Raw genomic sequence first — 24,775 nt, 5'->3', positions numbered from 1 at the left:
AGAGTCCTGTGCAGCTGACGTTCGATGCCGACGTCGAGGCATTTCGCGCCGAATTCATCGCATTCCTCGACAAGCATCTGCCCGACGAGGCGGTGGGGATCGAGCGGCCACGGTCGTGTTCGCACCTGCCGGAATGGGCCGCCAGGTGGCAGCGCCTGCTGTTCGACCACGGCTGGCTACTGCCCGGCAACCCGCCTGAGTTCGGCGGACGCAATGCTTCGCTGCTGCAGCAGTATGTGCACGCCGACGAGATGGCCCGGCGCCGGATCTATCGCAGCTTCAATCCCCAAGGCGTGGGCATCATCGCGGCGTCGTTGCTGTCCTTCGGAACTCGCGAACAGAAGCAGCGGTGGGCAATACCGATTCTGCGGGCCGAAATCACCGCATCGCTGGGCATGAGTGAGCCCGGGGCCGGATCGGATCTGGCGTCGCTCAAGACGCGCGCGGTGCTCGACGGTGACCACTTCGTGGTGAACGGACAAAAGGTTTGGACATCGGGGGCCCATGATGCCGACGTGCTGCTGACGTTCGTGCGCACCAATACCGAGGTCCCAAAACACAAGGGCATCAGCGTATTGCTGATCCCGACCGATACACCGGGGGTGGTACGCCGGCCGTTCGCCTCGATTTGCGACCACGACGACGTCGACTTCAACGAGGTGTTCTTCACCGATGCGCGGGTGCCGGCCGAGAATCTGGTCGGTGAACTCGACGGGGGCTGGCGGGTGGCCCACGGCTCCCTTGGCCACGAGCGCGCGATGCTCTGGCTCGACTATGCCAACCTATTGGACGAGCTGACAACCGATTACACGCCCAATGGGATGCTGGAGCGGGATCGCTACGCCACCCTGGTGATGGACGCCCGCGCGATGCGCCTGCTGGGCTCGGCGGCGACGGCGCGTGCGGCGCGCGGGGAAGAGGACGTGCCGGCGCAGTCGGTCCTGAAACTCCTGGGCTCGGAAGCATTACAGCGTGCCGCCGAGGACGCGCTGAACGCCAAGGGCGCCGACGGCCTTGTCCACCCGGCGATCACCGCGCCCTTCGCCCCGCTGAATCTTGACGACTACTACGGCAGTTGGTTCGACCGGTACGCACGCAGCTTCGCCGGCACCATCGCCGGGGGTACCTCGGAGATCCAGCGCAACATCATCGCCGAGCGGATCCTGGGCTTACCCCGCAACTGAGGCGTCGCGAGTGTGCATCTCACGACGCCCGCCCGGTGTGTCGCGTCGTCAGATGCACACTCGCCGTCAGAGGTGGGCCAGTCGCGGAGCAAATCCGCGCTCCCGCAGAGCCTTCCCCGCTTCCCGGGTGAGCTCCCGCGAGCTGCCCAGCAGGCCGTCCAGCACCAGCGCGCGCTTGACATGCTGGTGCAGTCGGTGTTCGGCGGTGAAGCCGATGCCACCGAGCACTTGCTGGCAGTGCCGCGCCGCGGTCAGCGCCGCCTGTCCCGCAGCGGCTTTGGCCAGCAAGAAGGCCAGTTCGTCGGGCTCATCGGTGGCGGCCTGCAGCGTGGCTTCGGCGCCCTCGATGGCCACCAGGGTCTCCGCGAGTCGGTGCCGCACCGCCTGAAACGACGCGAGCGGACGGCCGAACTGCACGCGATCCAGTGCATGTTGGCGCGCCAGGGAAAGCATCGCCCGGCCGGTGCCGACCAGCCACCAGCCCAGCGCAGCCCGCCCTTGGCCCAACGGCACCGGTTCGCCGGCCGAGGTCCGGTGTATGGGAAGTTCGTCGTCGAGCGCCGACGACGTCTCGTCGGTACGTTCCCAGACCACCCAGGAGTCCCCCGCGTACGGCAGCGGCACGGTGCCCCCACCGGGGCTCCCAGCTGCGCACAGGACGACGTCATTGACCACCGGCGCATGCGCCCCGGTTTCGCCGAGCAGCCGGAAGACCAAGGGAATTGCGGACTCTGGGATCTCGCTGAGCATGTCGAGCCAGCCGAGTTCGGTCAACGCCGCGTCGAGCTTGGCACCCGAGGCGCCCGTCATAGCCGTGCGCAGCGAGTCCGCTATCAGCTGTAGTTCCCCGGGTTCGCTCACCTTCACTCCTTGCCCAGTTCCAGTAACCGGCGGGCGATGATGTTGCGCTGGATCTCCGCGGTTCCCCCGTAAATGGTGGCCGCCCGGGAGTAGAGGTATTCCGGCCGCCAGGCTGTGTCGTCGAGTTCGAGGGCTCCGGGGAGCAGATCGTGCACGGTGTCGTAGAGCCGTTGCTCGGCGCCCGCCAGCAGCACCTTATCGATCGAGGTGTCCGGTCCCAGCCGTGCCCCTGCCGCCAGCCGGTGCTGCGTCGCGCGGGACCGGCAGCGCAGCGTGTGCAAGGCGAGATATGCCGTGCCCAACAAGGATTCGTCGGCGTCGGAAGCTTCGGCGATCAGCGCGTCGAAGCGGGAATACAGGTAGGCGATCCGCTGCCAGAAGCAGGTCGACCGCTCGTACGGCAAGAGGTCCATCGCCAGCCGCCAGCCGTCCCCGGGCCGGCCGAGCATACGGTCAGACGGGATCACCACGTCGTCGTAGTAGACCTCGCAGAATTCGTCCACGCCGTGCATGGTGCGCAGGGGGCGGACGGTGATGCCCGGGGTGTCCATGTCGACGAAGAACGCGGTGATGCCGTCATAACCGGGTGCGGTGCGGGTGAGCAGGATGCAACGGGTGGCGAATTGGGCGTAGCTGGTCCACACCTTCTGGCCGTTGACGATCCAGTTGTCGCCGTCCGGCGAGGCGCGGGTGGACAGCGACGCCAGATCGCTGCCCGATCCCGGTTCGGAGAACCCCTGACACCACGTTTCGCGGCCGCTGAGTAGTCGCGGCACCATCTCGGCGGCGAGTTCTGTTGGCGCGTAATCGATCATGGTGGGGGCCAGCACCTCGACCATTGAGTACGGTCCCGGCTCAGCCAGTCGGCGGCCCACCACCTCCTCGCCGACGATCGCTCGCAGCAGCGCGGGCCCGCCCAGTCCGCCGGCTTCGGTGGGCCAGCCGTAGCGCATCCAGCCGGCCTGGTAGAGCGCGGCGTGGACGCGGGCGAGCTGGCGCATGTGCCCCTGCAGTGAATGGTCCGGCTCGGGGGTCAGGTCGTGCTCGTCGAGCCAGGCGCACAGCTCCGCGCGGAACTGCTCGACGTTCACGGCGTGGGACGGCCCACGGCGTGCGGACGGCCCGAGTCGTGCACCCCACTGCGCCGAATGAAGGTCATCGCACGGGTTTTCAGCCGCCAGCCGTCGGCGGTGCGCTGGTAGGTGTCGCGGTAGTAGCCGATTCGCATGTCGTGCGCTGAGTGTTCAATGAAGCACAGCGGCTGGGTGCCGCTCGCCGAGTCGCCGTCGAGTTGCTCCACCAGCGCCGTACCGGTCATGAACAGGCCCTTGGGGGCGGCGGCGACCAACTCGGGAAACCGGTCCAGGGTGTAGGTGTCACCGAATGCGCTGTAGGTGCCGTCGGGTGTGAACACCCCGATGAGGCCGTCGATATCGCCTTGGGTGATGGTGACTGCATACCGGGCCAGCAATTGCTGGATCTCCACCAGGTCGTCAGTTCTGGTTGGCATATACCTTGCCGCCTTTCATGACAAAGCTGACGTTTCGGGTAACGGTGATGTCCTCCAACGGATTTCCCGGCACCGCGATCACGTCGGCGAGACATCCCTCGGCGAGCCGTCCGAGGTCGGCAGAGTTGATCAGTTCGGCTGCGGTCACCGTGGCCGCGCGCAGCACAGCCAGCGGCGGCAGGCCCCACTCCACCAGGGTGACGAGTTCATCGGCGTTCTTGCCGTGCGGTATCGCGGGCGCGTCGGTGCCCACCGCAATCTTCACTCCCGCTTTGTGGGCGGCCAGGATCGAGGTGCGTGACTTGGGGAACATCTCGGCGGCCTTGGCCTGCAGTGCGGGCGGAGCATGCGAGACGTCCATGCCCTCGGCCAGGCGCCTTGTGCTGACCAGGAAGGTGCCGTGCTCGACCATCGTCGCGATCGCCTCGTCGTCGATGAGGAAGCCGTGTTCGATGCAATCGATGCCGGCCGCGACCGCGTGCTTCACCGCATCAGCACCGTGCGTGTGGGCGGCGACCCGCAGACCCCGCCGGTGCGCCTCGTCGACGATGGCGCGCAATTCTTCATCCGAGTAGTGCTGTGCGCCAGGCGGACCCGTCAATGACATCACGCCACCGGAGCAGCACACCTTGATCAGTTGGGCACCGTGCTTGATCTGGTAGCGCACGGCCTTGCGGATCTCGTCGACGCCGTTGGCGATCCCCTCTTCGACGGTCAACTCGAGTGCATGCGGCGCGAATGCGGCGAACATCGTCGGGTCCAGATGCCCGCCGGTAGGTGTGATCGCATGCCCCGCCGGCACGACCCGCGGCCCGTCGATCCAGCCCGCGTCGATGGCATTGCCCAAAGCGACGTCGAGCAGGTAACCGCCGGTCTTGACGAACAGCCCGAGGTTGCGCACGGTGGTGAATCCCGCGCGCAGCGTGCGGCGGGCATTGCCCACGGCGCGCAGCACCCGGGTCGGCGGGTCATCCTGCACCTGGGACAGCCCCGGCTTCTCGCCACGGCCTCCCATGAGCAGGTTCACCTCCATGTCCATCAACCCGGGCAACAGGATCTGCTCGCCCAGATCGATCAGGTCACCTTCGGGCTCGCCACCGACACCGACGATGCGATCGCCTTCAATTCGCAGCACGCCCGGCCGGACGATCTCGCCGGCGTCGACGTCGAACAGCCCTGCCGCCTTGAGGGTCAGTTGCGATGAGCCGCTTGCGCGAAGAGCGTCGGCCAATGTCAGATCACCGGCTCCCGGGTCAGTTCCACCCACGCCGCGCCGCTGTCCGGGACGCGCGGCTGCTTCCAGGCCTCGATGGGGAACGAGACCATCACCAGCGACTGCATCAGGTGCATGAGCGTGCGGGCGTCCTCGGGCAGGTCGTCAAGCGGATACTTGTCAACGTAGTCGATGACATCGTTGAGGAGCGGGAACGCGACGTCGTAGAACTCCTGCAACTCGGCCATCGTGGAGGCCAGCCGCTTGGCGTAACGCTCGGGCTCGGTGGCCAGATCCCATTCCAAATAGGGCTCCAGCGCCGCGAATTCAGAGGGTAACTTTGCCATTGCTCTGGTACTCCTTCACGAAATCACCGGTCGTCTTGTGTAGATGACGGATCAGGACTTCCTGGTCGCACAGTAGGAATTCGGTGACGGCGCGGGTGCCGATCATTGTCTGGGTTGCTTCCAGGGTGTTGGCGTCCTGCAGTGCATACTCTTTGAACGTCACCGCGGCCAGCTCCTGGGCAAGGCGTTCCCGCGCGTTGCGAGGCGGCACGAAATAAAGCGTGCTTTCGAAGATGTGCTTATCCACCGCAGTAGGCCAGTAGTGGTAGGTCAGATACCATCCGGGCTCCCAGATCAGCAGCATGAAATTGGGGTAGAAGAGCCATGAGTCGATGCCCCACTGCGGCACCCTCTTCACGTTGACACCCGGTGGCAGTTCTAGGTTCTGGATGATTTCCGGCTTGTCCCATGGACCGAACAACCCGCTGCGCAACACCTGGTCCAGCGGTTTGACCATGGACATGTCCGGGGGTGGCGCCTGCCCGCCCCAGGTGGATTGCAGGTTATGCGGACCGGCCAGCTCGTAGTGCAACGCCTCGTACCCGAACTTCTGAATCTTGGCGGCTTCTTCCTTGGTGTACTGCCCCTGGTGCAGGATCGGCGCGTGGTAGAACTCGACGAACGCGTCGATGAACAACTTCCAGTTGCTGCCCACTTCGGCCCGATAGGAGTAGGTCTCCGTCATCTCACCGAATGGGTAGCCCTCGATGCTCTTGGCCAGGGGTCCGAGATAGTCGACGAGGGGTGCGGCGTTGTTGTCGAAGTTGATGAAGATGAACCCTTCCCAGACCTCGCAGCGCACGGATGCCAAGCCGTACTTCGTCTTGTCGAGGTCGAAGAACTCGTCTGGCTGTTGGACGAAGGTCAGTTCGCCGTCGAGGCTGTAACGCCAGGCATGGTACTTACACGTGAACTGTCTGCAGGTGCCCGAGGTCTCCTCGTTGGGAAAGTCGTTCCACACCAACTTGTTCCCGCGGTGCCGGCAGACGTTGTGGTACGCCTTGACGGTCCCGTCCTTGGTCTTGACGATGATTACCGACATGCCCTTGCCGGCCGACGGTATCTCCTTGGTGAAGTAACTGCCGGTACGGGGCAAACGGTTGACGCGCCCGACATTCAGCCAGGTGCGCTTGAAGACCGCTTCACGCTCGGCCTCGAAGAATGCCGGATCGATCGAGTCGGTGTAATCGACCGGCGCCGTTCCCAGTTCGGGATAGTTCTCTGTCCAGCTTCCGGCGGCTGGCTTCGGGAAGTGGGCCACTCTTACTTCTCCTCGGATTCGGTGGTTGTCTCGAGCTCGACACCAAAAGTGTTGAGCGCCATGGCGAGCATGATGTACGAGCCGACCGTGAAGACGTAGTCCATCCGCTGGCGGTCGTCGAAGCGCGTGCTCAGCGTGGCCCAGGTCTGGTCGGACAGCTGAGATTGCTCGTCGAGTTCGTCCACGCCGGTCAGGATCGCGCGTTCGAATTCGTCGAACGCCGTTTCGGCGATCCGCGGCTGCCGCGCAGCCTCGACCTCGGCGTCGGTGACACCTTCCCGCTTGGCCAGGTTCACATGGTGCGTCCATTCGTAGGCGCAGCCGCGACGGTGCGCGACCCGGAGGATGGCCAGTTCGCGCACTCGCGGCGGCAGTGTGGACGTGAACAGCAGATGCACGTTGAATTTCAGGAACGCCTTGGTCAGGACGGGGTGGTTGACCAACGTCGCCAGAACGTTGGACGCATCGCGCGGATTGCGGCGTTCCGCGGGCAGCATCCCGGCCAGCGCCTGGTCGACAGACTCGTCCCAGCGGTCGGCGGGCAGCGGCGGCAAGCGCATCGCGCGAGTATCCTCTCGGTCAAAGAGAATCATATTCTCATTTCTAACCAATAGACTCACACATATTGCTCTGTTGGTCAATCTCGCGGCGAAACGATCCGCCCGTTGCAGGCGAGGGCCCGCGCCGGGGCCGTGCCGAGAGTCGTTCCCAACCGAAGAATTTGCCGTTCGTTCGCTGCTTGCCGGGGCTTTCCGCATTACCGGTGACAATGCTGGATGTTGATTCTCGCTTCGCGAGAAGCTAGTTTTCAACCTATAGAGATTTTGCGTATGCGGGGCTTGACTGTGCCGGTCGGGGGCCGGTGGGAACCCGCGCGTTCGTTGAGACCCGTGTGATCGGTTGGGTCCGGCCAGAATTAGAAGGGAAGCGTCGTGAACAAAGAGGACATGATCCTGATCAGCGTGGACGACCACACCGTCGAGCCGCCGAACATGTTCCAGAACCACCTGGCCAAGAAGTACATCGATGACGCACCGCGCCTCGTCCACAACGCCGATGGTTCGGACATGTGGAAGTTCCGTGACACGGTGATCCCCAACGTCGCGCTGAACGCCGTCGCCGGACGGCCGAAGGAGGAGTACGGCATCGAGCCCACCGGGCTCGACGAGATCCGGCCCGGTTGCTACAACGTGGATGAGCGGGTCAAGGACATGAACGCCGGTGGCATCCTGGCCTCGATCTGTTTTCCGTCGTTCCCCGGCTTCGCCGGCCGGTTGTTCGCCACCGATGACCCCGAGTTCTCCATCGCGCTGGTGCAGGCCTACAACGACTGGCACATCGAGGAGTGGTGCGGCGCCTACCCCGCGCGGTTCATCCCGATGGCCATCCCGGTGATCTGGGACGCGGAGGCCTGTGCCGCCGAGGTGCGCCGGGTCGCGAAGAAGGGCGTGCACGCGCTCACTTTCACCGAGAACCCGGCCGCGATGGGCTACCCCAGCTTCCACAACGAGTACTGGAACCCGCTGTGGAAAGCCTTGTGCGACACCGACACCGTGATGAACGTGCACATCGGTTCTTCGGGCCGGCTGGCCATCACCGCGCCGGACGCGCCGATGGACGTGATGATCACGCTGCAGCCGATGAACATCGTGCAGGCCGCCGCGGACCTGTTGTGGTCGCGGCCCATCAAGGAGTACCCGGACCTCAAGATCGCGCTCTCCGAAGGCGGGACCGGCTGGATCCCCTATTTCCTCGAACGCGCCGATCGCACCTACGAGATGCACTCCAGCTGGACGCACCAGGACTTCAAGGGCAAGTTGCCCAGCGAGGTCTTCCGCGAGCACTTCCTCACCTGCTTCATCAGCGACAAGGTCGGCGTGGCGCTGCGCAACATGATCGGCATCGACAACATCTGTTGGGAAGCCGACTACCCGCACAGCGACTCGATGTGGCCGGGCGCGCCCGAGGAGCTGTGGGACGTGTTGTCCATCAACAACGTTCCCGATGACGAGATCAACAAGATGACCCACGAGAATGCCATGCGCTGGTATTCGTTCGACCCGTTCACGCACATCACGCGCGAACAGGCCACCGTCGGTGCGCTGCGCAAAGCGGCCGAGGGGCACGACGTGTCCATCAAGGCGGCGGGCCACGACAAAGACAGCCGCGGCGGCGCGTCCTTTGCGGACTTCGCGGCCAACGCGAAGGCCCTCACCGGCAACACCGACTAGGCCCCGTTCCCCCGCGAGCAGACGCGGAATCGCACTGCGCGGGCCGCGATTGTGCGATTCCGCGTCTGCTCGCGCTAAAACGCTAGAGAAAGTTGCGGCATGGAATTCGAGCTGACCGAGGACCAGGAACTCATCCGGCGCTCGGTCGCGGAGTTGGCGTCGAAATTCGACGACCACTACTGGATGGAAAAAGACCAGGCGCACGAGTTCCCGACGGAGTTCTACCGCGCCATCGCCGACGGCGGCTGGCTCGGGATGACGATTCCCACCGAGTACGGCGGGCACGGCCTGGGCATCACCGAAGCGACCATCCTCCTCGAGGAAGTGGCCAAATCCGGCGGCGCGATGAACGCCGCCAGCTCCATTCACCTGACGATCTTCGGCATGCAGCCCGTGGTGGTGCATGGCTCCGACGAACTCAAGGCTCGCACCCTGCCACGGGTGGCGACGGGGGAGATCCACGTCTGCTTCGGGGTGACGGAGCCGGGCGCCGGCCTTGATACCTCACGCATCACGACATTTGCCAAGCGCGACGGCGACCGCTACGTCGTCAACGGTCGCAAGGTCTGGATCTCCAAAGCGATGGAGTCCGACAAGATCCTGTTGCTGACCCGTACCCAGAGCTATGACGAGGTCACCAAGAAGACCGACGGCATGACGCTGTTCCTCACCGACCTCGACCGCAGCCGCGTCGACATCCGGCCGATCAAGAAGATGGGCCGCAATGCCGTCAGCTCCAACGAGCTGTTCATCGACAACCTGGAAGTCCCGGTCGAGGACCGGGTCGGCGAGGAGGGCAAGGGTTTCCAGTACATCCTGGACGGGCTGAACCCGGAACGGATGCTGATCGCGGCCGAGGCGCTGGGCATCGGCCGGGTGGCGCTGGACAAGGCGGTGAAGTACGGAAACGAGCGCGAGGTGTTCGGTCGGCCCATCGGGATGAACCAGGGTCTGCAGTTCCCGCTCGCGGACTCCCTGGCCCGCCTTGATGCCGCCGAGCTCATGCTGCGCAAGGCCACCTGGCTCTACGACAACGGCAAACCCTGTGGGCGCGAAGCCAATACGGCCAAATACCTGTGTGCGGACGCCGGATTCACCGCCGCGGACCGGGCGCTGCAGACCCATGGCGGCATGGGTTACGCGGAGGAGTATCACGTCACCCGATACTTCCGCGAGGCGCGGCTGATGAAGATCGCGCCGGTCAGTCAGGAGATGATCCTCAACTTCCTCGGTTCGCACGTCCTGAAACTGCCTCGCAGCTACTGAGGGCTACTAGGTAGTTTGTTGTTCGTCGGACGAGGATCGGAGCGAACACATGCGGGAGACCGTCATCGTCGAGGCGGTGCGCACCGCGGTCGGCAAGCGCAACGGCGGACTGGCGGGAATGCACGCCGCCGATCTGTCCGCCGTCGTCCTCAATGAACTGCTGGAACGCACCGGCATCAACCCCGAGCGCATCGACGACGTCATCTGGGGCTGCGTGTCCCAGGTCGGCGACCAGTCCAGCAACATCGGCCGCTATGCCGTGCTGGCCGCCGGCTGGCCGGAGAGCATCCCCGGCACCACCGTGAACCGGGCCTGCGGCTCCAGCCAGCAGGCGCTCGATTTCGCCGTGCAGGCGGTGATGTCGGGTCAGCAGGACGTGGTGGTGGCCGGCGGCGTCGAGGTGATGAGCCGGGTCCCGCTCGGCGCGGCCAGGGCGACCGGGATGCCCTACGGACCGAAAGTCCTTGCCCGATACGACGATTTCTCCTTCAACCAAGGGCTGTCGGCGGAGCTGATCGCCAAAAAATGGGGACTGTCCCGGACCACGCTCGACGAGTATTCCGCGCTGTCGCATGAACGGGCCGCGGCCGCCCAGGACAGCGGCGCGTTCACCGAACAGATCGTCCCGGTGTTCACCGACGACGAGGCCGGCCTGGTCCACCAGGACGAGGGCATCAGGCGCGGGACCACCGTTGACAAGCTCGCCGGTTTGAAGCCGGCCTTCGTCGAAGACGGGGTGATCCACGCGGGCAACTCCTCGCAGATCTCCGACGGGGCCGCCGCGTTGTTGGTCACCACTTCCGAGCTGGCGCTCGAGATGGGTCTGACGCCGATCGTGCGTTATCGCGCCGGTGCGGTCACCGGAGCCGATCCGGTGCTGATGCTGACCGGTCCGATCCCCGCCACAGAGAAGGTGCTCGCGAAGTCCGGTGTGCGGATCGGCGACGTCGGCGTCTTCGAGGTGAACGAGGCATTCGCGCCGGTGCCGTTGGCCTGGCTCGCCGAAACCGGTGCGGACCCCGACCGGCTGAATCCGCTGGGTGGCGCGATCGCACTCGGGCACCCGCTGGGCGCGTCGGGGGCGGTGCTGATGACCCGCATGATCCACCACATGCGTGCCAACGGAATCAGGTTCGGGCTGCAGACCATGTGCGAGGGCGGTGGCACGGCCAACGCCACGCTGGTCGAGTTGGTGAACTGACAGCGGCCGAAAAGGGCCTTGTCAAGGGCGGACCAACCAACCTACTGTGTATTCACTAGGTTGGTTCACCTGATCGGCTCGACGAAGGAATCCGGGTGCCTGAGGTACGGCCATACGAGACGTTGTTGGCCAAGGGCGAGGACCGCAAACAACGCATCCTCGCCGTGGCGCAGCGGCTGCTGTCGCGCAATGGCTGGCGCAGCACCACGCTGGCCCAGATCGCCCGCGAGGCGGGCGTGACCCCAGCCGGCCTGCTGCACCACTTCGAATCGAAGGAGCAGTTGCTGCACGCAGTGCTGGACGCCCGGGACGCCGACGACGACACGCACTCCGACCGCGGCGGTGACCTGATCGGTGAGATTGCCCAGGTCGCGGACCGTTTCAGCCGGGCGCCCGAACTGCTGGGCACGTTCACGGTGCTCTTGGTCGAGAACATCGCCGCCGACGCCCCGCTGCACGACCGCCTGGTGCGACGGCAGCGGGATGCCACCGAGATCGTCGCCGAGGGCATCCGCCGCGGCCAGGCCGCCGGCCGGTATCGCACCGACATAGACCCCGCCGTCAAGGCTGTGGAAATTCTCGCTTTCATCCACGGAATGGAAATGACATGGTTGCTGGACCCTTCGATACCGCTGGCCGAGGTGTTCAAGGAGTACGCGGAGACGCTGGCGCGCGACTTTTCCCCCTCCAAGACGCCCTAGAACCCGACATGCGATACCGCCTCGACGTCGTGGCGTCCAGCGTGGTCGACGTCGTGAGGTTCGCCGGTGGTTGGCTCTTCGATCGAGCGATGGCAGGCTGGGATGTCACCGTCCTGCTCACCGACCATCCTGACGACCGGCCCCTGCACATTCTCGGCGCCAGAACCCTCGACCTGGAAAGCGCCCTGGCCTCGGTGGGTACGCGGCACCGCCCACAGGCTCTGGCGGCCGCGGCGGACCTGCTCGGATCCGACCCGCGGGTACGCACCGGGGTGCTGCAGGCGCTCGATCACGGCGTCACCGAGGTCACCCTGTGGGGCCGCACCTGGCCCGCCGAACTCGACGACAGCGTGGGCCGGGTGCAACACCGGCTCAGCATGGCCGCCCAGACGTTCAAGGCGAAGGCGCTGGCCGCGGCCGCAGTGAAGGCGAGTTCGATCAGCCCGGTCGAATCCTTCCGCAGTGGGCTGTTGGCCGGCCATTCGGTGGCCGCCGACCTGCTACCCGCCTGAGCCCTACAGTCCGGCATTGCGGCCCACCCGGGTCATGTGGAAATGTAATGCTCATCTGTGAGAGGCGGATTCTCGCTAGGTGAGATTCGAACGGAGCAAACGAGATGGAGAACGACGTCACCAAGCTGGACTTCTTCCGCGATAAGCAGTTGATCGAGGACCCCTACCCGTACTACGAGGGGCTACGGCAGCGGTGCCCGGTCACCCGCGAAGAACACCACGGCGTCACCATGGTGACCGGTTGGGAGGAAGCCTGCGCCGTGCTCAACGACGCCAAGACCTTCTCGTCGTGCATCTCGGTGACCGGCCCGTTCCCCGGCTTTCCGGTCCCGCTCGACGGCCTGGGCGACTCTGACATCACCGAACTGATCGAGCAACACCGCGACGAGCTGCCGTTCAGCGACCAGCTGCCTACCCTGGACCCGCCCACCCACACCAACCACCGTTCCCTGTTGATGCGGCTGATCACGCCCAAGCGTCTCAAGGAGAACGAGGATGCCATGTGGCTGCTGGCCGACCAGGTTCTCGACGGGTTCCTGGCGCCGGGCCGCGGGGAGTGGATCAAGGGGTTCGCCGGACCGTTCACGCTCCTGGTCATCGCCGACCTGCTCGGCGTCCCGATGGAAGATCGCGACAAATTCGTCAAGGGCATCCGCCAGCACTCCGGTGGCGGTATTGGCGGCACCGGCAAGGAAGCGCTGGCGCACAGCCCGCTGGAATTCCTCTACGGGCTGTTCTCCGACTACATTCGGGACCGCCGTCGGGAGCCGCGTGATGACGTGCTGACCGGTTTGGCGACGGCAACCTACCCGGACGGCTCTATCCCCGAGATCGAAGACGTCGCCCGCGTCGCCAGCAATGTGTTCTCGGCCGGACAGGAAACGACCGTGCGCCTGCTGGGCGCGTCGCTGCAAACGCTCGCCGAGCGTCCCGACATCCAGCAGCAGCTGCGCAAGGACCGCAGCTTGATCCCCAACTTCATCGAGGAGTCGCTGCGGATCGAAAGCCCGGTCAAGGGCGACTTCCGGTTGAACCGCGTGCCCGTCAACGTCGGCGGCGTCGACCTGCCGGCCGGGACGACGGTGATGATCCTGCAGGCCGCCGCCAACCGCGACCCGCGCCGCTTCGAGGATCCCGCGACCTTCGACCCGGCCCGCAAGAACGCCCGCCAGCATCTGTCCTTCGGCCGCGGCATCCATAGCTGCCCTGGTGCACCCCTGGCCCGAGCCGAAACCCGGGTCGCAATAGAGCGGCTGCTCGATCGGACCTCCGATATCAAGCTCGACGAGCATGTGCACGGACCAGCGAATGACCGCCGCTACCAATATGTTCCGACCTATATCCTGCGCGGGTTGACCGAGTTGCACCTGGAGTTCACCCCCGCATGAAGGTCTGGGTCGACGACGGGACGTGCCGCGGTCACGGCATGTGCCTGACGCTGTGCCCGGAAGTTTTCAGCCTGACCGATGACGGTTACGCCGAGGCGATAACCGAAGACGTGCCAATCGAATTGGAAGCCGCAACCCGGGAAGCCATTGAATGCTGTCCGGAGCAGGCGATCAAAGAGCACTGAAAGGATCTACGAATGTCCAACGGCCCCAAAGGGTATGTGATCCTGACCGAGGCCATCAAGGATCCGGACGGCATGAAGGCCTACGGCAAGGCCGCGGGTGCGGCGATGGGCGGGGTCAAGGTGCTTGCCGTGGACACCGCACCAGCCGTCCTCGAGGGTGATTGGCACGGGGATCAGACCGTCGTGCTGGAATTCGAGTCGGTGGACGCCGCTCGCGCCTGGTACGAATCCGAGGCGTACCAGAACGCGGCGAAGCTGCGTCAGGCGGCGGCGGACTGCAACGCTGTCATCCTCGCCGGCTTTTGAGCTTCAGCCCAACTGACCGACCGGCGTCTGCTCGCGGTGATTAGTCGACGATCGAGATCGCTTGGCGCGGGCACTGCCGCACGGCATCGCGCACCAGTTCCTCGTTCTCCGGGGTGACCTCGGGCTGCAAGACGGTCAGCATGTCGTCATCACCGAGCTGGAAGACCTCCGGAATGATGCCCATACAGACGCCGTTGCTCTCGCACAGCTCCCAATCCACTTCGATTCTCATCGCCGTTCCTACCGAATGACCCTGACCGGCACGTTCTTCCAGCCGGCGACGTTTTGCATCTGAACCCGGTTGCAGCCCGCCCAGTCCACCTCGTAGCGGGGCATGAAGTCCAACAGCTTCTCGAGCGCGATGGCGCTCTCCATGCGGGCCAGCGCCGCACCCAGGCAACTGTGGATCCCGTAGCCGAAGCTCAGGTTCAGCGCCTCGTGGCGGTCCCGATCGATGTTGAAGGTGTCCGGGTCGGTCCACGCATCGGGGTCCCGGTTGGCCGCGCCGTTGATCAAGAACACCGGTTTCATGGCCGGGATGGTGACGCCGTGCAACTCGACATCTTTCGTCGAACACCGGACCTGATACTGCGAGGGCGCCTCATAGCGCAGCAGCTCCTCGACCGCGGCCGGGATCTTGCTGCGGTCTTCCAGCAGCTTCTGCCATTCCCCGGGGAATCGGGCGAACACCACCGGCGCGTTGCCGACCAGTTTGGTCACCGTCTCGGCCCCGGCCCCGCCCAACAGCGTTGCGAAGCCCGCGATCTCGATGTCATCCAGTTTGGTCTTCTGGCCGTCCTCGCGCTCGATCTCTGCCTCGATCAGCTTGCTGAACAGATCGTTCTGCGGTTCAGCGCGGCGTTGCTGCAGGATCTCGTAGTAGAGCATGCCGGTTTCGATGTTGGCCTGCATGCCCTTTTCGCCGGTTTCGACCTGGCCCGGCTCGCGATGCAGCGACTCGTCGATCAGGTGGCGTACCCGCTGGGCGTGCTCTTCCGGCACCCCCAGCATCGTGGTGATGACCTCGACCGGGAAGGGTCCGGAGAACTCCTGCACCACATCGAACCTGTCGGGATCGACTCTGCTGAGGTACTTGTCGATCTTCTCGCCCACCATCTCGCGCTGCGATTGGATCGCACGCGGCGTGAAGACCTTGTTGAGCAGGCTGCGCATATGCCGGTGGTCCGGCGGGTCCATGAAGATGATCGATTTCTGTTCCGGTGGCTTGCCGGTCCGCACCATCGAAAGGTCAATGCCGAACGCCGACGAGTACTGTTCGAAATTCTTCAGCCCCGCGGCGACATCCTCGTGCCGGGTCAGCGCGTAGAAGTCGTACTGCTCGCTGTAGTACACCGGCGCTTCCTGCTGCATCCGCCGGTAGGTCTCCCAGGCGCCGTTGAAAAAGTCTTCGGAGAACGGATCGAAGACGACCGGCGATGTGGTGGTCATTGAACACTCCTCGCGTGTGAGCTGCGGGCTGGAATCATTACAGCTGAACGCCTGACTGTAACGGTAACGGTAGCGGTTTCTGGGCGTGGCGAAAAGGCATAGCCGGGTTCATCTGGCTACGTCCATCAGGGTCAGCGCGGCGTCGGCCGCATCGAGCGCGACGCCGCCGGATGCGGACGCCTGCTCGGCCAGGTCGGCCAGCAGTCGCACGTCTTTTCGCAACAACGTTCCGGCAAGTCCGGCCAGCCGCTCCAATCCGCCGGTCCTGCCAATCGACTTGAGCGCGAAGCTGTTCCCACTGCTGCGGGACACCACGGCCGCGAGCCGCTCGGGTGCGACGCCGAGGTCCGCCGCCAGCGCGAGCGCGGCAGCGGCCGTGCCGAGGTTCGCGGTGAACAGTAAATTGTTGAGCAGCTTGGCGGTCTGACCGGAGCCCAAATCACCCAGGTGAATGACCGCGTCGGAGAAGCTTTCGAAAACGGGTCGGCAGCGCTGCACCACGTCGGCGTCACCACCCGCCATGACCAGCAGGCGACCCTGCGCGGCTGCCGGCCCGCCGCCGCTCACCGGTGCATCGATGAGCCAAACACCGTGCTGCCCAGCCTGTTGCGCAAGGTCATGGCAGGTATCGGGATGCACCGTGCTGTGCACGGCGACCACCCCGTCCGGCGGCATCGCGGACAGCACCCCGCCTCCGACGAGGACTTGTTCGACGTCGGTGTCACCGGTCACGCACACGCACACCAGATCGCTCGCGGCGGCGAGTTCGGCCGGCGAACTGGCGGGCTTCGCTGTGGTGTCGGCGAATGGTTCCAGGGTGGCGGTTCGGCGGGCCCACAACGTCGTGGGGAAGCCGGCGTCGATGATCCGCCGTGCCATTGGCCCACCCTGGTTGCCCAGGCCGATGAAGCCGACCCGCATCAACCGGCCTCGCGGTCCTCGTCGCCCGCCCGCCTGGCCACGCAGTCGTCGACGAAGGCAAACACCTTGCGGTGATAGTCCGCGGCGTTGAGGCCGAGGCTGAGATTGTGACCGGCGTCGGGCTGCGTGTTGGCAGTGAAGCTCGGGGCTTGCGAGAACATTTCGGCGATCTCGGCGATGTTTTCGTCACCTCCGCGATACACCCGGTCGTGCTCGCCGAGGGTGAAGCGCACCGGCACCCGCACTGCCGGCGCCAGCTCCGGAAAATAGCGGTGCGGCCAGTTCAGGGCTACATCCCGCTCGTAGGCCGGGGCGGTCGACGAGTTGGTGACTCCGCGCAGAATGTCCGCCGGGTACAGGTGCAGCGGTTCCCACAACAACTCGCGCGTACCGGGTGGACGCTCCTTGACCTCGGCCGCTTTCATGATCTCCTTGGCGGCGTCGTGATAACGCCGGCCGGTGCCACCGAGCTCCACGCCTAGCAGTTCGGCGCCACGATGGTCGGCGGCCATCCGTGTCGCGAGTTCACAGCCGCCCGAATGGCCCAGCACGAACAACCCGGCGCCACGTGCTTGCTGACCCAGGATTCGGTCCACCGCGCCATAGGCGAGGTCGACTCGCTGCTGGGGGGTTTGCACGGCCTCGGGGTACGCAGCCGAACTGCCATGGCCCGGTCTGTCCAGCGCGATCACGGTGAACCCGAGCGTGGGACCGATACGTAGCAATGACAATTCGGGATGTCCGGGGCAGTCGAAGTACATCGCGGTAGTGCCGCCGCCGTGAATGGCCACGACGACGGCCTTGGGGTTATCGGCTGCGGCGATGATGCCGGACATGGGTACGCCGTCGACGATCACCACCCTCGGGCGGGGGTTCACGCGCCGCTCCTCCTCATCGCTTCGCTCTGCATCGTCGCCGGCGGGGATTCATGCGCCGCTCCTCCTCATCGCTTCGCTCTGCATCGTCGCCGGCGGGGATTCATTGTTCCGTCCTGAGCAACATCACACCGCTCGGGGTCAGCCCACCGCTGCTCACCACGCCGACGCGGGCGCCGGCGACCTGCCGTGCCCCGGCCTCGCCGCGCAGCTGGGTGACCGCCTCGTGCAGCAGACCCATGCCGTGGGTGCGGCCGTGGGAAAGCTGTCCGCCGTGCGTGTTGAGCGGTATCAGACCGTCGCGGGCGATGTTCTTACCGCCATCCAGGAATTCGCGAGCCTCACCGATCCCGCAGAACCCAAGCGCCTCCAGCCAGGACAAGCAGTTCATGGTGAACCCGTCGTAGAGCTCGGCGACGTCGACATCCGACGGCTTGAGCGCCGTGCGGCTCCACAGGTGTGCCGCTTGACCAAGCACCTGCGGTTCGTGAGTCAGCGTGCTTTGGTCCCAGTCGATGCGCTCGATGATCTGGGTGCCCACCGCCTCGACCAGGACCGGTGGCTTAGGCAGGTCCCGTGCGGCGTCGACGGCCGAGACGATGACTGCGACGGCGCCGTCGCAGGGAACATCGCAGTCGTAAAGGCCGAACGGCGTGGTGATGGGCCGGGCATTCAGATAGTCGTCCATCGTCATCGGGTCGCGATAGACCGCCGTCGGGTTGAGTTCGGCGTTGGCGCGCTGGTTCAGCGCGATCCAGCCCAGCGTTTCTTTCGTGGTGCCGTATCGATGGAAATGGCGTTGGGCGTTGAGCGCCAACGTGTGGGCGGCCGACGTAGCACCGAAGGGCCACTGCCAGCTAGCCGTCCGGCCGCCGGACGGGACGATCTTGCCCTGCTTCATCAGCTCGTTGAAGGTGGCTTCCCAAAGCGTCCGGAAACACAGCACATGCCGGGCCAGCCCGGTCGCGACGGCAAGCATCGCCGCGATCACCGACCCAGCTGGGCCGAAGGTCTCCATGCCGCCGTTGTGCCAGGTCGGCCGGATGCCCAGCGCCGCCTCCAGCGCGATGACGCCGCCCTCGCCGAAGCCGCCGAAGTTGCCGCCGCCGGGATAGGTGGACAGGCCGTCGATGTCGTCGAAGGTCAGCCCGGCGTCAGCGATCGCGGCCTCGCAGGCTTCGACGGTCAACGACAGCGGCGGTGCCATCAGCCGGCGGCCGATCTTGGACATGCCAATGCCGGTCAGTGCGACTTTGTCCTCGAATTTCTCCGTCGTCAGCATTGGCCGGACGTGTTCGCCGAATCGTTCCGCCGCGATCTCGTCGTCGGGTAGCGCGGCCGGCTCGGTATCGGCAGTCGGCCGGAACAGCGGCAGCCACACATCCTCGATATGTTCGAACACCACCTCGACGGGTTGCCCGAGCTGCAGTTGCTCCCAGTCTGCCTCAATGATGTTGGTGGTCAACCGGATACGCGGGTCCTCCACAATCGCCACCTGTGCCACCACGTAGGGCGCCGGCATACCAGGCAGGCTGAACCGGTGGTTCACGGTGAACCCCGCCAGCGTCGCCTTGCCGGAAACGTCCCGTACCCCCATGTTCCGGCTGCGGCAGTAGCGGCACACCGGTGCGGGCGGATGAATCAGTGCGGCGCACGCATGGCATTCCTGGAACCGCAGCGTCCCGTCGGCGCCAGCTGTCCAGAAAAACTCGTTCTCATCGGTGACCAGCGGTAGTGGTCGTCCCGGTGCTGTCGACACGTCACCTCCGGGGTGGCCGGCCCATTTGGTAGGCCCGTTATGCGAATCCGAGAATTACGTTATCATCTGCGGGCAGGGACGAAGCGAACAGCGGCGAGCGGGTTGATGTGACGGAGACGTTGGTTCAGGAGACACCGCGCCCCGGTGTCGCAGTGATCCGGCTCAACCGTCCCGAACGGCTCAACGCGATCAACGACGCGATGTTGGCGGAGTTCATGCACGCCTTTGCCGCCCTGGCCGATGCCGACTCCGATGCCTCGGTGCGCGCCATCGTGCTCACCGGCGCGGGGCGGGGCTTCTGCTCGGGCATCGACGTGCGCGACTTCGGGGCCGACGTGCCGGCGGCCACCGACCCCGCCATTGACCGGCTCCGGTTCCAGGAGGCGATGGCCGCGATACCGCAGGCGATCCGCAACCTGCCCCAGCCGGTCATCGCGGCGGTCAACGGCCCGTGCGTGGGCGCCGGACTAGCCCTATGCCTGGCGGCTGACATCAGAATCTGTTCAACCGCTGCAACTTTCGGCAACGCGGCGATCCTGCTTGGCCTGTCGGGCGCGGAAATGGGCATGAGCTACCACCTGCCGCGAATCGTCGGCACCAGTGTTGCCGCGGACTGGATGCTCACCGGGCGCACCGTGTCCGCTGAGGAGGCCGACCGCAGGGGGCTGGTCAGCCAAACGGTGGAGCCGCAACGGCTTTTCGACCACGCGGTGGAGTTGGCCGGCCACATCGCCGAACTCGCGCCGCTTGGGGTGCGCATGACGAAGCGGGCGCTGCAGGTCAATACCGACGCCGCCGGGTTCGATCCGGCGATCGAACTGGAGAACCGCAATCAGGTGCTCACGCATGCCACCGACGAGGCCGCCGCGCTGCGCCGCAAGTGGTCGCAGTGAGCCCGCTCCGCATTGAGTCTGCGCTCAGGGCGCGAATATTGCCGAAATCGCGCCCTGTGCGCAGAGTCAAGAAAGGACGAACCGGTGGCATGGGACTTTTCGACTGACCCGGACTGGGCGGCTCAGCTTGCCTGGGTGGACGACTTCGTGCGCTCGGAGTGCGAGCCCGTCGACCTGCTCGTCAAGGAGTCTCACGACCTCAACGACCCGGTGCGCCAAGCGCTGATCCCGCCCCTGCAGAGGATCGTCAAGGAGCGGGGCCTGTGGGCCACCCACCTCGGGCCCCATTTGGGCGGACCCGGTTACGGGCAGCTGAAGCTGGCACTGCTCAATGAAATCCTCGGCCGGTCCGAATGCGCGCCCATCGTGTTCGGTTCGCAGGCACCGGATTCGGGCAACAGTGAAATCCTGGCGCATTACGGCACCCCCGAGCTCAAGCAGCGCTACCTGGAGCCATTGTTGGACAACCGGATCGTGTCGTGCTTCTCGATGACCGAGCCTCAAGGTGGCGCCGACCCGAAGGTGTTCACCACATCAGCGGTGCAGGACGGGGATCACTGGGTCATCAACGGGGAGAAGTGGTTCTCCTCCTTTGCCTCGATGGCATCCTTCCTGATCGTGATGGCTGTCACCGACCCGGAAGCCCCGCCGTACGAACGGCATTCGATGTTCGTGGTGCCGGGCGAAACACCGGGTATCAACGTACTGCGCAACGTGGGACTTGGCTATCAGCCAGTGGGCGGCGGCCGGGAGGGCTACGTGCGCTACGAAAACGTCCGGGTGCCGGCCGATCACATGCTCGGCCCGCGCGGCGGTGCCTTCGTGGTCGCACAGACCCGCCTGGGCGGCGGCCGCATCCATCACGCCATGCGCACCGTCGGCCTGGTGCGCCGGATCTTCGACATGCTGTGTGAACGGGCGGTATCCCGCCACACCCAGGGCCAGCTGCTCGGCGACAAGCAACTCGTCCAGGAGATGGTCGCGGACTCGTGGATGGAGATCGAGGCATTCCGCCTGCTGACTCTGCAGACCGCATGGAAGATCGACCAGCACAACGACTACAAGGCGGTACGCGCCGACATCTCCGCGGTGAAGGCGATGATGCAGAAGGTGCTGCATGATGTGTCGGCGCGTGCCCTGCAGATACACGGCTCGCTGGGCACCACGCACGAAATGCCGTTCGTGCAGCACCTGGTCGAATCGTTCGTGCTGGGATTGGCCGACGGGCCGACCGAGGTGCACAAGACCGTACTGGCCCGCCTGCTCCTCAAGGAGTACAAGCCGGCGCCCGACCTGTTCCCTTCCGAGCACCTGCTGCGTCTGCGCGAGGCTGCCGAGCACAAGTTCGCCAAGCAACTGGCCGGCATACCGCGCGGCTAACCAAGCAACTCGCCGGCCCGTGAAAGCAAGTGGGGCAACGCTTTCGACATGGCCTCCAGGTCGCAATCAGGCTGTGGGCGCCGACGGTTGTGCTTGACGATCAGCGACCAGGTCGCCACGGATTTGAAACAGGCGAGCGCTTGAAACCAACCGAGACCGGGCACCGGAAACCCGACTGTTGTTTGGTAGATCCCGGCCAGTTCGTCGAGCGAGGGTGTGCCGCCGACATATCGGGTCGGGCGCCGATATGTCTCTGGGTCGCAATTGATCAGGAACCAACCGACGTCAACACGAGGGTCACCCACCGACCAGATCTCCCAGTCGATCACCCCGGTGATGCGGTTCGCTACGGCCAGCACATTGCCCAACCGGAAGTCACCGTGCACTACGGCGGGACCCAGCGGCGCCGGCACCCGACCAAGCAACGCGGCGCCGACCTCGCGCCACCCCGGCGCTAGCGTGGGGTCAACCGTTTCCAGTGTCCGGCACCATCGTTTGACCTCGGCCGTGGCGGTGATCACCGGCTCAGCGCTCAAACCGATGGCCGACGGCCGGACAAGGTGCAACTGCGCCATCGTGCTGGCCGCGCTCCGAAAGCGTTCGCGCACATCGGTTTCCTCGAGTCCCGTACTGTCCATATCGAACAACGGCTCCACCGAGCTGCCCGCCAGCATGGACATCACGAACAGCGGGGGATCGGCGGGGGGTTCGCCGGGGTCCTCCCACAGCACCTCGGGCACCGGCACGGCGCCGCCGGCCAGCGCTGCGATCAAGCGGCTCTGGCGCAAGACATCGCGGTGTCCGGTCGGTGCGATGCCGGCGGGGGCCACCTTGACCACTACTGGCCGACCGTCCCACCGCCCGGTGTAGGTCAGACTGGAAGCTCCGCCGGTGAGCGGACGCAGCCCCTCGATCTGGCCGAGCCTGCGGCGTAACCGATCGAGCGGGTCGCTCAGGTCAGCCATCCGATATCACGCAGGAACGTTTGGGTGTGGGCGATGCGGCCGGTAAGCGACTGCGGGTCAGCGGTGCACAATTCGAGTGCCGTCTGAGTGATCAGTTCGATGTCCTCGGTGTCCGTCTTGGCCAAATCCAGGGTGCCTGCGCCTGGGGTGGCGACCGGGTTGGACGGCGCCGCCGCATTGACGGCGATGCCGTCGTCATACAGTTCGGCGGCAAGGCTTTTGGTGAGCCGGTTCAGCGCGGCTTTGACGGTGCCGTAGATGCCGAATCCCGCGCTACGGTCGAATTCGTCGAACGGCGGACCGCTGGGCAGGTCACCGCCGACCGAGGTGACGTTCAGCACCCAGCCGCGGCCGCGTTCCCGCATCGCGGGGATGGCCAACTGGGTGAGGTGTAGTGGCGCCAGCACATGCATCTCGATCATCAGACGCGCCCGTCGCTCCGGGAAGCCGTCCAGCGGCCGCAGGAAGGTGACTGCCGCGTTGTTGACCAGGATGTCCGGCGCACCGATGCGGTCGACGACTTCGGCGAAAAGCCGTTCCCGGTCTTCGGTTTTCGACAGGTCGGCCTGGATCGCGATGGCCGAACCCCCGCCGCTGCGGATCGCGTCGAGTGTTTCCTGCAGCGAGCCCTGATATTTCGGGTCGGGTTCCAGGGTCCGCGCGGTGAGTGCCACGGTGGCGCCCTCGGCGGCCAACCGCTGCGCGATCGCCTTGCCCAGGCCCCGGCTGCTGCCCGTCACTAATGCGGTCAAGCCGGCGCACCGCCCGCTCAACGGGTGAAGCCCCACTGCGCTTCGTTGGACTCCGTCTTGAGATGCTCGGCGGGGTCTTCGTCGTCGTGCAGTTCAGGGTGCGGGATGCTCGGCTTGCGATCTCCGACTTCGGTGATGGCGTGCACCGGGCAGTCCAGCAGGGCCCGCATCACCGGGTCGTGGTCCTGCTCCGCCACGTTTCCGTCGCCGATCAGGGACGCGTAGCCCCAGTCGTCGAGCGAGAAGTATGCGGGGGCATGCTTGGCGCACAGCCCGAAGCCATCGCAGATGGTGCGGTCGAGACGGATCCTCATGGTCACCTCACCGATACCGATACTTCGTAAGGACGCTCGGCGCGGTATGCGCTGTGTCCGCAGTCTGGGCAGGTGCCCTCGAGATGACGCGTCACTTCCGCGGGGAACTGGTCGAGCAGGGTCGCCGCGACATTGGTGGCGGCATCCAGTGTCCCGCAGGCGCCACGGCCGCGTAGCACCACCGACCAGCGGCGCAACCGATCGACGTCCTCCGTTGTGGCGGCGAAGTCGCGCAGCGCTCCGGCGGCGGCCGCCATCGCCGCGGTGCCGTTGAAGCAGGAGCCGCACTGCCCGGCGTTCTCCCGGTCGAAGTAGGCCAGGACCGAGGCCGTCACCGCGACGGGGCAATCGTCGGTGATCAACGAGATTGCGCCGCAACCCAATCCGCTGCCAATGCCGCGCATCGTCTCGTGATCCAGCCGGGTGTCCAGCACGCTGCGGTTGAGCAGGCCGGCGAAGTAGCCGCCCATCAAGACACCTCGCAGTTGCTCCGAGGAAACCCCGTGCAGGGCAAGCAGTTCGGTGAACGGCAAGCCGTGGGGCAGTTCGTAGAGCGCCGGTGGTCGACTGGCCCCGGTGATCGTGGCCAGGAAGGTGCCCGGTGACAATACGGTGCCCTGGGTGCGAAACGCCTTGGCGCCGTGGCGTTGCAAGTGCGGCAGGTTCGCCAGGGTCTCGACGTTGCTGATCAGCGTCGGCAATTCACCGACGCCGAACTCGAACGGCCGTGGCGGCTTGTCGGTGGGTTTGGCCGGTCCGCCGTTGATCGCCTGGACCGCCGCGGTCTCCTCGCCGGCGACGTATCCGGGATCGACCGTCCACACTTCGACATCGAGGTCCTGCAGGACGGCCTCGCCGAGCGCGGCTTCGACGCTACGTGCCGAATCCGCGTCGGACACATAGACGTACACGCGGCGGGTGGACACGATTGCCGCGGCCAGTCGCAAGCCGTCCAGAACCAGATGCGGCCGGTGTCGCAGCAGCCAGCGGTCCTTAACCGACGCCGGTTCCCCCTCTTCGCCGTTCGCGATGACAACAGCGCCGCCGGCGGCGCGTCCGTTGTCGCGGACGGCGCGCAGCTTCACGCCGAGCGGAAAGGCGGCGCCGCCGCGACCGACCAGTCCGCTGGCGTCGACCTCGCCGAGCAGTTGATCGGCGTCCATCAGCGGCAGGTACCCGCCGCGCTCGCGGTAGACCGCAGCGTCCTCGCGCTCGCTGTCCTCGGTCAGCAGTCGGGGTTTCAAAGACGACCAAGCTGCGGTACGGATTGCGGCGTCCGTCTTCACGGCGCCTCCCGCCGT

Annotated in this window: 27 protein-coding genes and 1 pseudogene; 12 read left to right on the top strand and 16 right to left on the bottom strand. The window is 65.7% G+C overall.

The genetic code is table 11. The annotated features are described in order from the left end of the window. Positions 1 to 8: 8 nt before the first annotated feature. Positions 9 to 662 (top strand): annotated as a pseudogene (locus BN972_RS31435) (acyl-CoA dehydrogenase family protein); the annotation flags it as partial. After that, positions 660 to 1,184 (top strand): acyl-CoA dehydrogenase family protein, encoded by a 525-nt coding sequence (locus tag BN972_RS31430; protein WP_455709867.1) that lies wholly within the window; start codon positions 660 to 662, stop codon positions 1,182 to 1,184. The pseudogene BN972_RS31435 and the gene BN972_RS31430, both read left to right, overlap by 3 nt. A 66-nt stretch (positions 1,185 to 1,250) precedes the next feature. Here the strand turns inward: BN972_RS31430 and BN972_RS26085 are convergent, their stop codons facing one another. From BN972_RS26085 to BN972_RS26055, 7 genes are read right to left on the bottom strand one after another with little or no spacing between them, the layout of a single operon-like run. Next, positions 1,251 to 1,994: an acyl-CoA dehydrogenase family protein gene (locus BN972_RS26085; RefSeq protein WP_080697237.1), complete on the bottom strand. Its 744-nt coding sequence runs from the start codon at positions 1,992 to 1,994 to the stop codon at positions 1,251 to 1,253. Positions 1,995 to 2,047: 53 nt separating this feature from the next. Beyond that, positions 2,048 to 3,136: an acyl-CoA dehydrogenase family protein gene (locus BN972_RS26080; RefSeq protein ID WP_036365217.1), complete on the bottom strand. Its 1,089-nt coding sequence runs from the start codon at positions 3,134 to 3,136 to the stop codon at positions 2,048 to 2,050. Continuing rightward, the gene (locus BN972_RS26075; protein ID WP_036365214.1) at positions 3,133 to 3,555 is read right to left on the bottom strand and encodes a nuclear transport factor 2 family protein; all 423 of its coding nucleotides are present in this window, start codon (positions 3,553 to 3,555) and stop codon (positions 3,133 to 3,135) included. Before BN972_RS26075 ends, BN972_RS26080 begins: the two co-directional genes overlap by 4 nt. Continuing rightward, entirely contained in the window at positions 3,539 to 4,786 is a 1,248-nt protein-coding gene (locus BN972_RS26070; protein ID WP_051545813.1) for a metal-dependent hydrolase family protein, read from the bottom strand. Before BN972_RS26070 ends, BN972_RS26075 begins: the two co-directional genes overlap by 17 nt. Before the next feature lie 2 nt (positions 4,787 to 4,788). Beyond that, positions 4,789 to 5,115 carry a hypothetical protein gene (locus BN972_RS26065; RefSeq protein WP_036365211.1) on the bottom strand — a complete coding sequence of 109 codons (327 nt, stop codon included), beginning with the start codon at positions 5,113 to 5,115 and terminating at the stop codon, positions 4,789 to 4,791. Further along, positions 5,096 to 6,376, bottom strand: a complete 1,281-nt coding sequence (locus BN972_RS26060; protein WP_036365208.1) for an aromatic ring-hydroxylating oxygenase subunit alpha — start codon at positions 6,374 to 6,376, stop codon at positions 5,096 to 5,098. The genes BN972_RS26065 and BN972_RS26060 overlap by 20 nt, the downstream gene beginning before the upstream one ends. A 2-nt stretch (positions 6,377 to 6,378) precedes the next feature. Beyond that, positions 6,379 to 6,936 (bottom strand): carboxymuconolactone decarboxylase family protein, encoded by a 558-nt coding sequence (locus BN972_RS26055; protein ID WP_036365205.1) that lies wholly within the window; start codon positions 6,934 to 6,936, stop codon positions 6,379 to 6,381. Positions 6,937 to 7,308: 372 nt separating this feature from the next. On the opposite strand from BN972_RS26055, the gene BN972_RS26050 reads away from it, so the two are divergent. The 8 genes from BN972_RS26050 to BN972_RS26015 all read left to right on the top strand — a co-directional run bounded on the left by BN972_RS26050 (position 7,309) and on the right by BN972_RS26015 (position 14,166). After that, positions 7,309 to 8,607, top strand: a complete 1,299-nt coding sequence (locus BN972_RS26050) for an amidohydrolase family protein (protein WP_036365203.1) — start codon at positions 7,309 to 7,311, stop codon at positions 8,605 to 8,607. A 99-nt stretch (positions 8,608 to 8,706) separates the two neighbouring features. Then, positions 8,707 to 9,873, top strand: a complete 1,167-nt coding sequence (locus tag BN972_RS26045) for an acyl-CoA dehydrogenase family protein (protein ID WP_036365201.1) — start codon at positions 8,707 to 8,709, stop codon at positions 9,871 to 9,873. 49 nt (positions 9,874 to 9,922) lie between these two features. Then, a complete protein-coding gene (locus tag BN972_RS26040) occupies positions 9,923 to 11,074 on the top strand; it encodes a thiolase family protein (protein WP_036365198.1) in 1,152 nt (383 codons plus the stop codon). 95 nt (positions 11,075 to 11,169) lie between these two features. Beyond that, a complete protein-coding gene (locus tag BN972_RS26035) occupies positions 11,170 to 11,775 on the top strand; it encodes a TetR/AcrR family transcriptional regulator (RefSeq protein ID WP_036365195.1) in 606 nt (201 codons plus the stop codon). Between the two features lie 8 nt (positions 11,776 to 11,783). Next, the gene (locus BN972_RS26030) at positions 11,784 to 12,287 is read left to right on the top strand and encodes a hypothetical protein (RefSeq protein WP_036365192.1); all 504 of its coding nucleotides are present in this window, start codon (positions 11,784 to 11,786) and stop codon (positions 12,285 to 12,287) included. A 104-nt stretch (positions 12,288 to 12,391) separates the two neighbouring features. Then, a complete protein-coding gene (locus tag BN972_RS26025) occupies positions 12,392 to 13,675 on the top strand; it encodes a cytochrome P450 (RefSeq protein ID WP_036365189.1) in 1,284 nt (427 codons plus the stop codon). Then, positions 13,672 to 13,860, top strand: a complete 189-nt coding sequence (locus tag BN972_RS26020; RefSeq protein WP_036365186.1) for a ferredoxin — start codon at positions 13,672 to 13,674, stop codon at positions 13,858 to 13,860. The genes BN972_RS26025 and BN972_RS26020 overlap by 4 nt, the downstream gene beginning before the upstream one ends. A 12-nt stretch (positions 13,861 to 13,872) precedes the next feature. Further along, the gene (locus tag BN972_RS26015; RefSeq protein WP_036365183.1) at positions 13,873 to 14,166 is read left to right on the top strand and encodes a DUF1330 domain-containing protein; all 294 of its coding nucleotides are present in this window, start codon (positions 13,873 to 13,875) and stop codon (positions 14,164 to 14,166) included. A gap of 40 nt (positions 14,167 to 14,206) precedes the next feature. Here the strand turns inward: BN972_RS26015 and BN972_RS26010 are convergent, their stop codons facing one another. From BN972_RS26010 to BN972_RS25990, 5 genes are all read right to left on the bottom strand, one after another. Next, a complete protein-coding gene (locus tag BN972_RS26010) occupies positions 14,207 to 14,398 on the bottom strand; it encodes a ferredoxin (RefSeq protein ID WP_036365181.1) in 192 nt (63 codons plus the stop codon). Positions 14,399 to 14,406: 8 nt separating this feature from the next. After that, complete coding sequence (locus BN972_RS26005; protein WP_036365178.1) at positions 14,407 to 15,615, bottom strand: cytochrome P450; 1,209 nt, start codon at positions 15,613 to 15,615, stop codon at positions 14,407 to 14,409. Positions 15,616 to 15,723: 108 nt separating this feature from the next. Continuing rightward, the gene (locus BN972_RS26000; protein WP_036365175.1) at positions 15,724 to 16,536 is read right to left on the bottom strand and encodes an NAD(P)-dependent oxidoreductase; all 813 of its coding nucleotides are present in this window, start codon (positions 16,534 to 16,536) and stop codon (positions 15,724 to 15,726) included. After that, positions 16,536 to 17,372 (bottom strand): alpha/beta hydrolase, encoded by an 837-nt coding sequence (locus BN972_RS25995; RefSeq protein ID WP_051545839.1) that lies wholly within the window; start codon positions 17,370 to 17,372, stop codon positions 16,536 to 16,538. The genes BN972_RS26000 and BN972_RS25995 overlap by 1 nt, the downstream gene beginning before the upstream one ends. A 142-nt stretch (positions 17,373 to 17,514) precedes the next feature. Next, positions 17,515 to 19,170, bottom strand: coding sequence for a thiolase C-terminal domain-containing protein (locus BN972_RS25990; RefSeq protein ID WP_036365169.1), 1,656 nt, complete (start codon positions 19,168 to 19,170; stop codon positions 17,515 to 17,517). Between the two features lie 107 nt (positions 19,171 to 19,277). Between BN972_RS25990 and BN972_RS25985 the strand changes: the two genes are divergently transcribed. Next, positions 19,278 to 20,063, top strand: a complete 786-nt coding sequence (locus BN972_RS25985; RefSeq protein ID WP_036365166.1) for an enoyl-CoA hydratase/isomerase family protein — start codon at positions 19,278 to 19,280, stop codon at positions 20,061 to 20,063. 84 nt (positions 20,064 to 20,147) lie between these two features. After that, complete coding sequence (locus tag BN972_RS25980; protein WP_036365164.1) at positions 20,148 to 21,443, top strand: acyl-CoA dehydrogenase family protein; 1,296 nt, start codon at positions 20,148 to 20,150, stop codon at positions 21,441 to 21,443. Here BN972_RS25980 and BN972_RS25975 read toward each other — a convergent pair. Genes BN972_RS25975 through BN972_RS25960 form a run of 4 tightly spaced genes read right to left on the bottom strand, consistent with a single transcriptional unit; the run spans position 21,440 to position 24,760 of the window. Continuing rightward, entirely contained in the window at positions 21,440 to 22,408 is a 969-nt protein-coding gene (locus tag BN972_RS25975) for a phosphotransferase family protein (RefSeq protein ID WP_036365160.1), read from the bottom strand. The genes BN972_RS25980 and BN972_RS25975 overlap by 4 nt on opposite strands. Continuing rightward, positions 22,396 to 23,181 (bottom strand): SDR family NAD(P)-dependent oxidoreductase, encoded by a 786-nt coding sequence (locus BN972_RS25970; protein ID WP_036365156.1) that lies wholly within the window; start codon positions 23,179 to 23,181, stop codon positions 22,396 to 22,398. The genes BN972_RS25975 and BN972_RS25970 overlap by 13 nt, the downstream gene beginning before the upstream one ends. Continuing rightward, the gene (locus BN972_RS25965; RefSeq protein WP_036365153.1) at positions 23,178 to 23,474 is read right to left on the bottom strand and encodes a ferredoxin; all 297 of its coding nucleotides are present in this window, start codon (positions 23,472 to 23,474) and stop codon (positions 23,178 to 23,180) included. The genes BN972_RS25970 and BN972_RS25965 overlap by 4 nt, the downstream gene beginning before the upstream one ends. A gap of 2 nt (positions 23,475 to 23,476) precedes the next feature. Continuing rightward, on the bottom strand, positions 23,477 to 24,760 hold the full coding sequence (locus tag BN972_RS25960) for an NADH-ubiquinone oxidoreductase-F iron-sulfur binding region domain-containing protein (RefSeq protein WP_036365150.1): 1,284 nt from the start codon (positions 24,758 to 24,760) through the stop codon (positions 23,477 to 23,479). Positions 24,761 to 24,775: the final 15 nt, after the last annotated feature.

Origin of the sequence: Mycobacterium asiaticum DSM 44297 (assembly GCF_000613245.1) — a bacterium.
Taxonomy (GTDB): domain Bacteria; phylum Actinomycetota; class Actinomycetes; order Mycobacteriales; family Mycobacteriaceae; genus Mycobacterium; species Mycobacterium asiaticum.
This window is presented reverse-complemented; position numbering and strand designations above follow the sequence as displayed.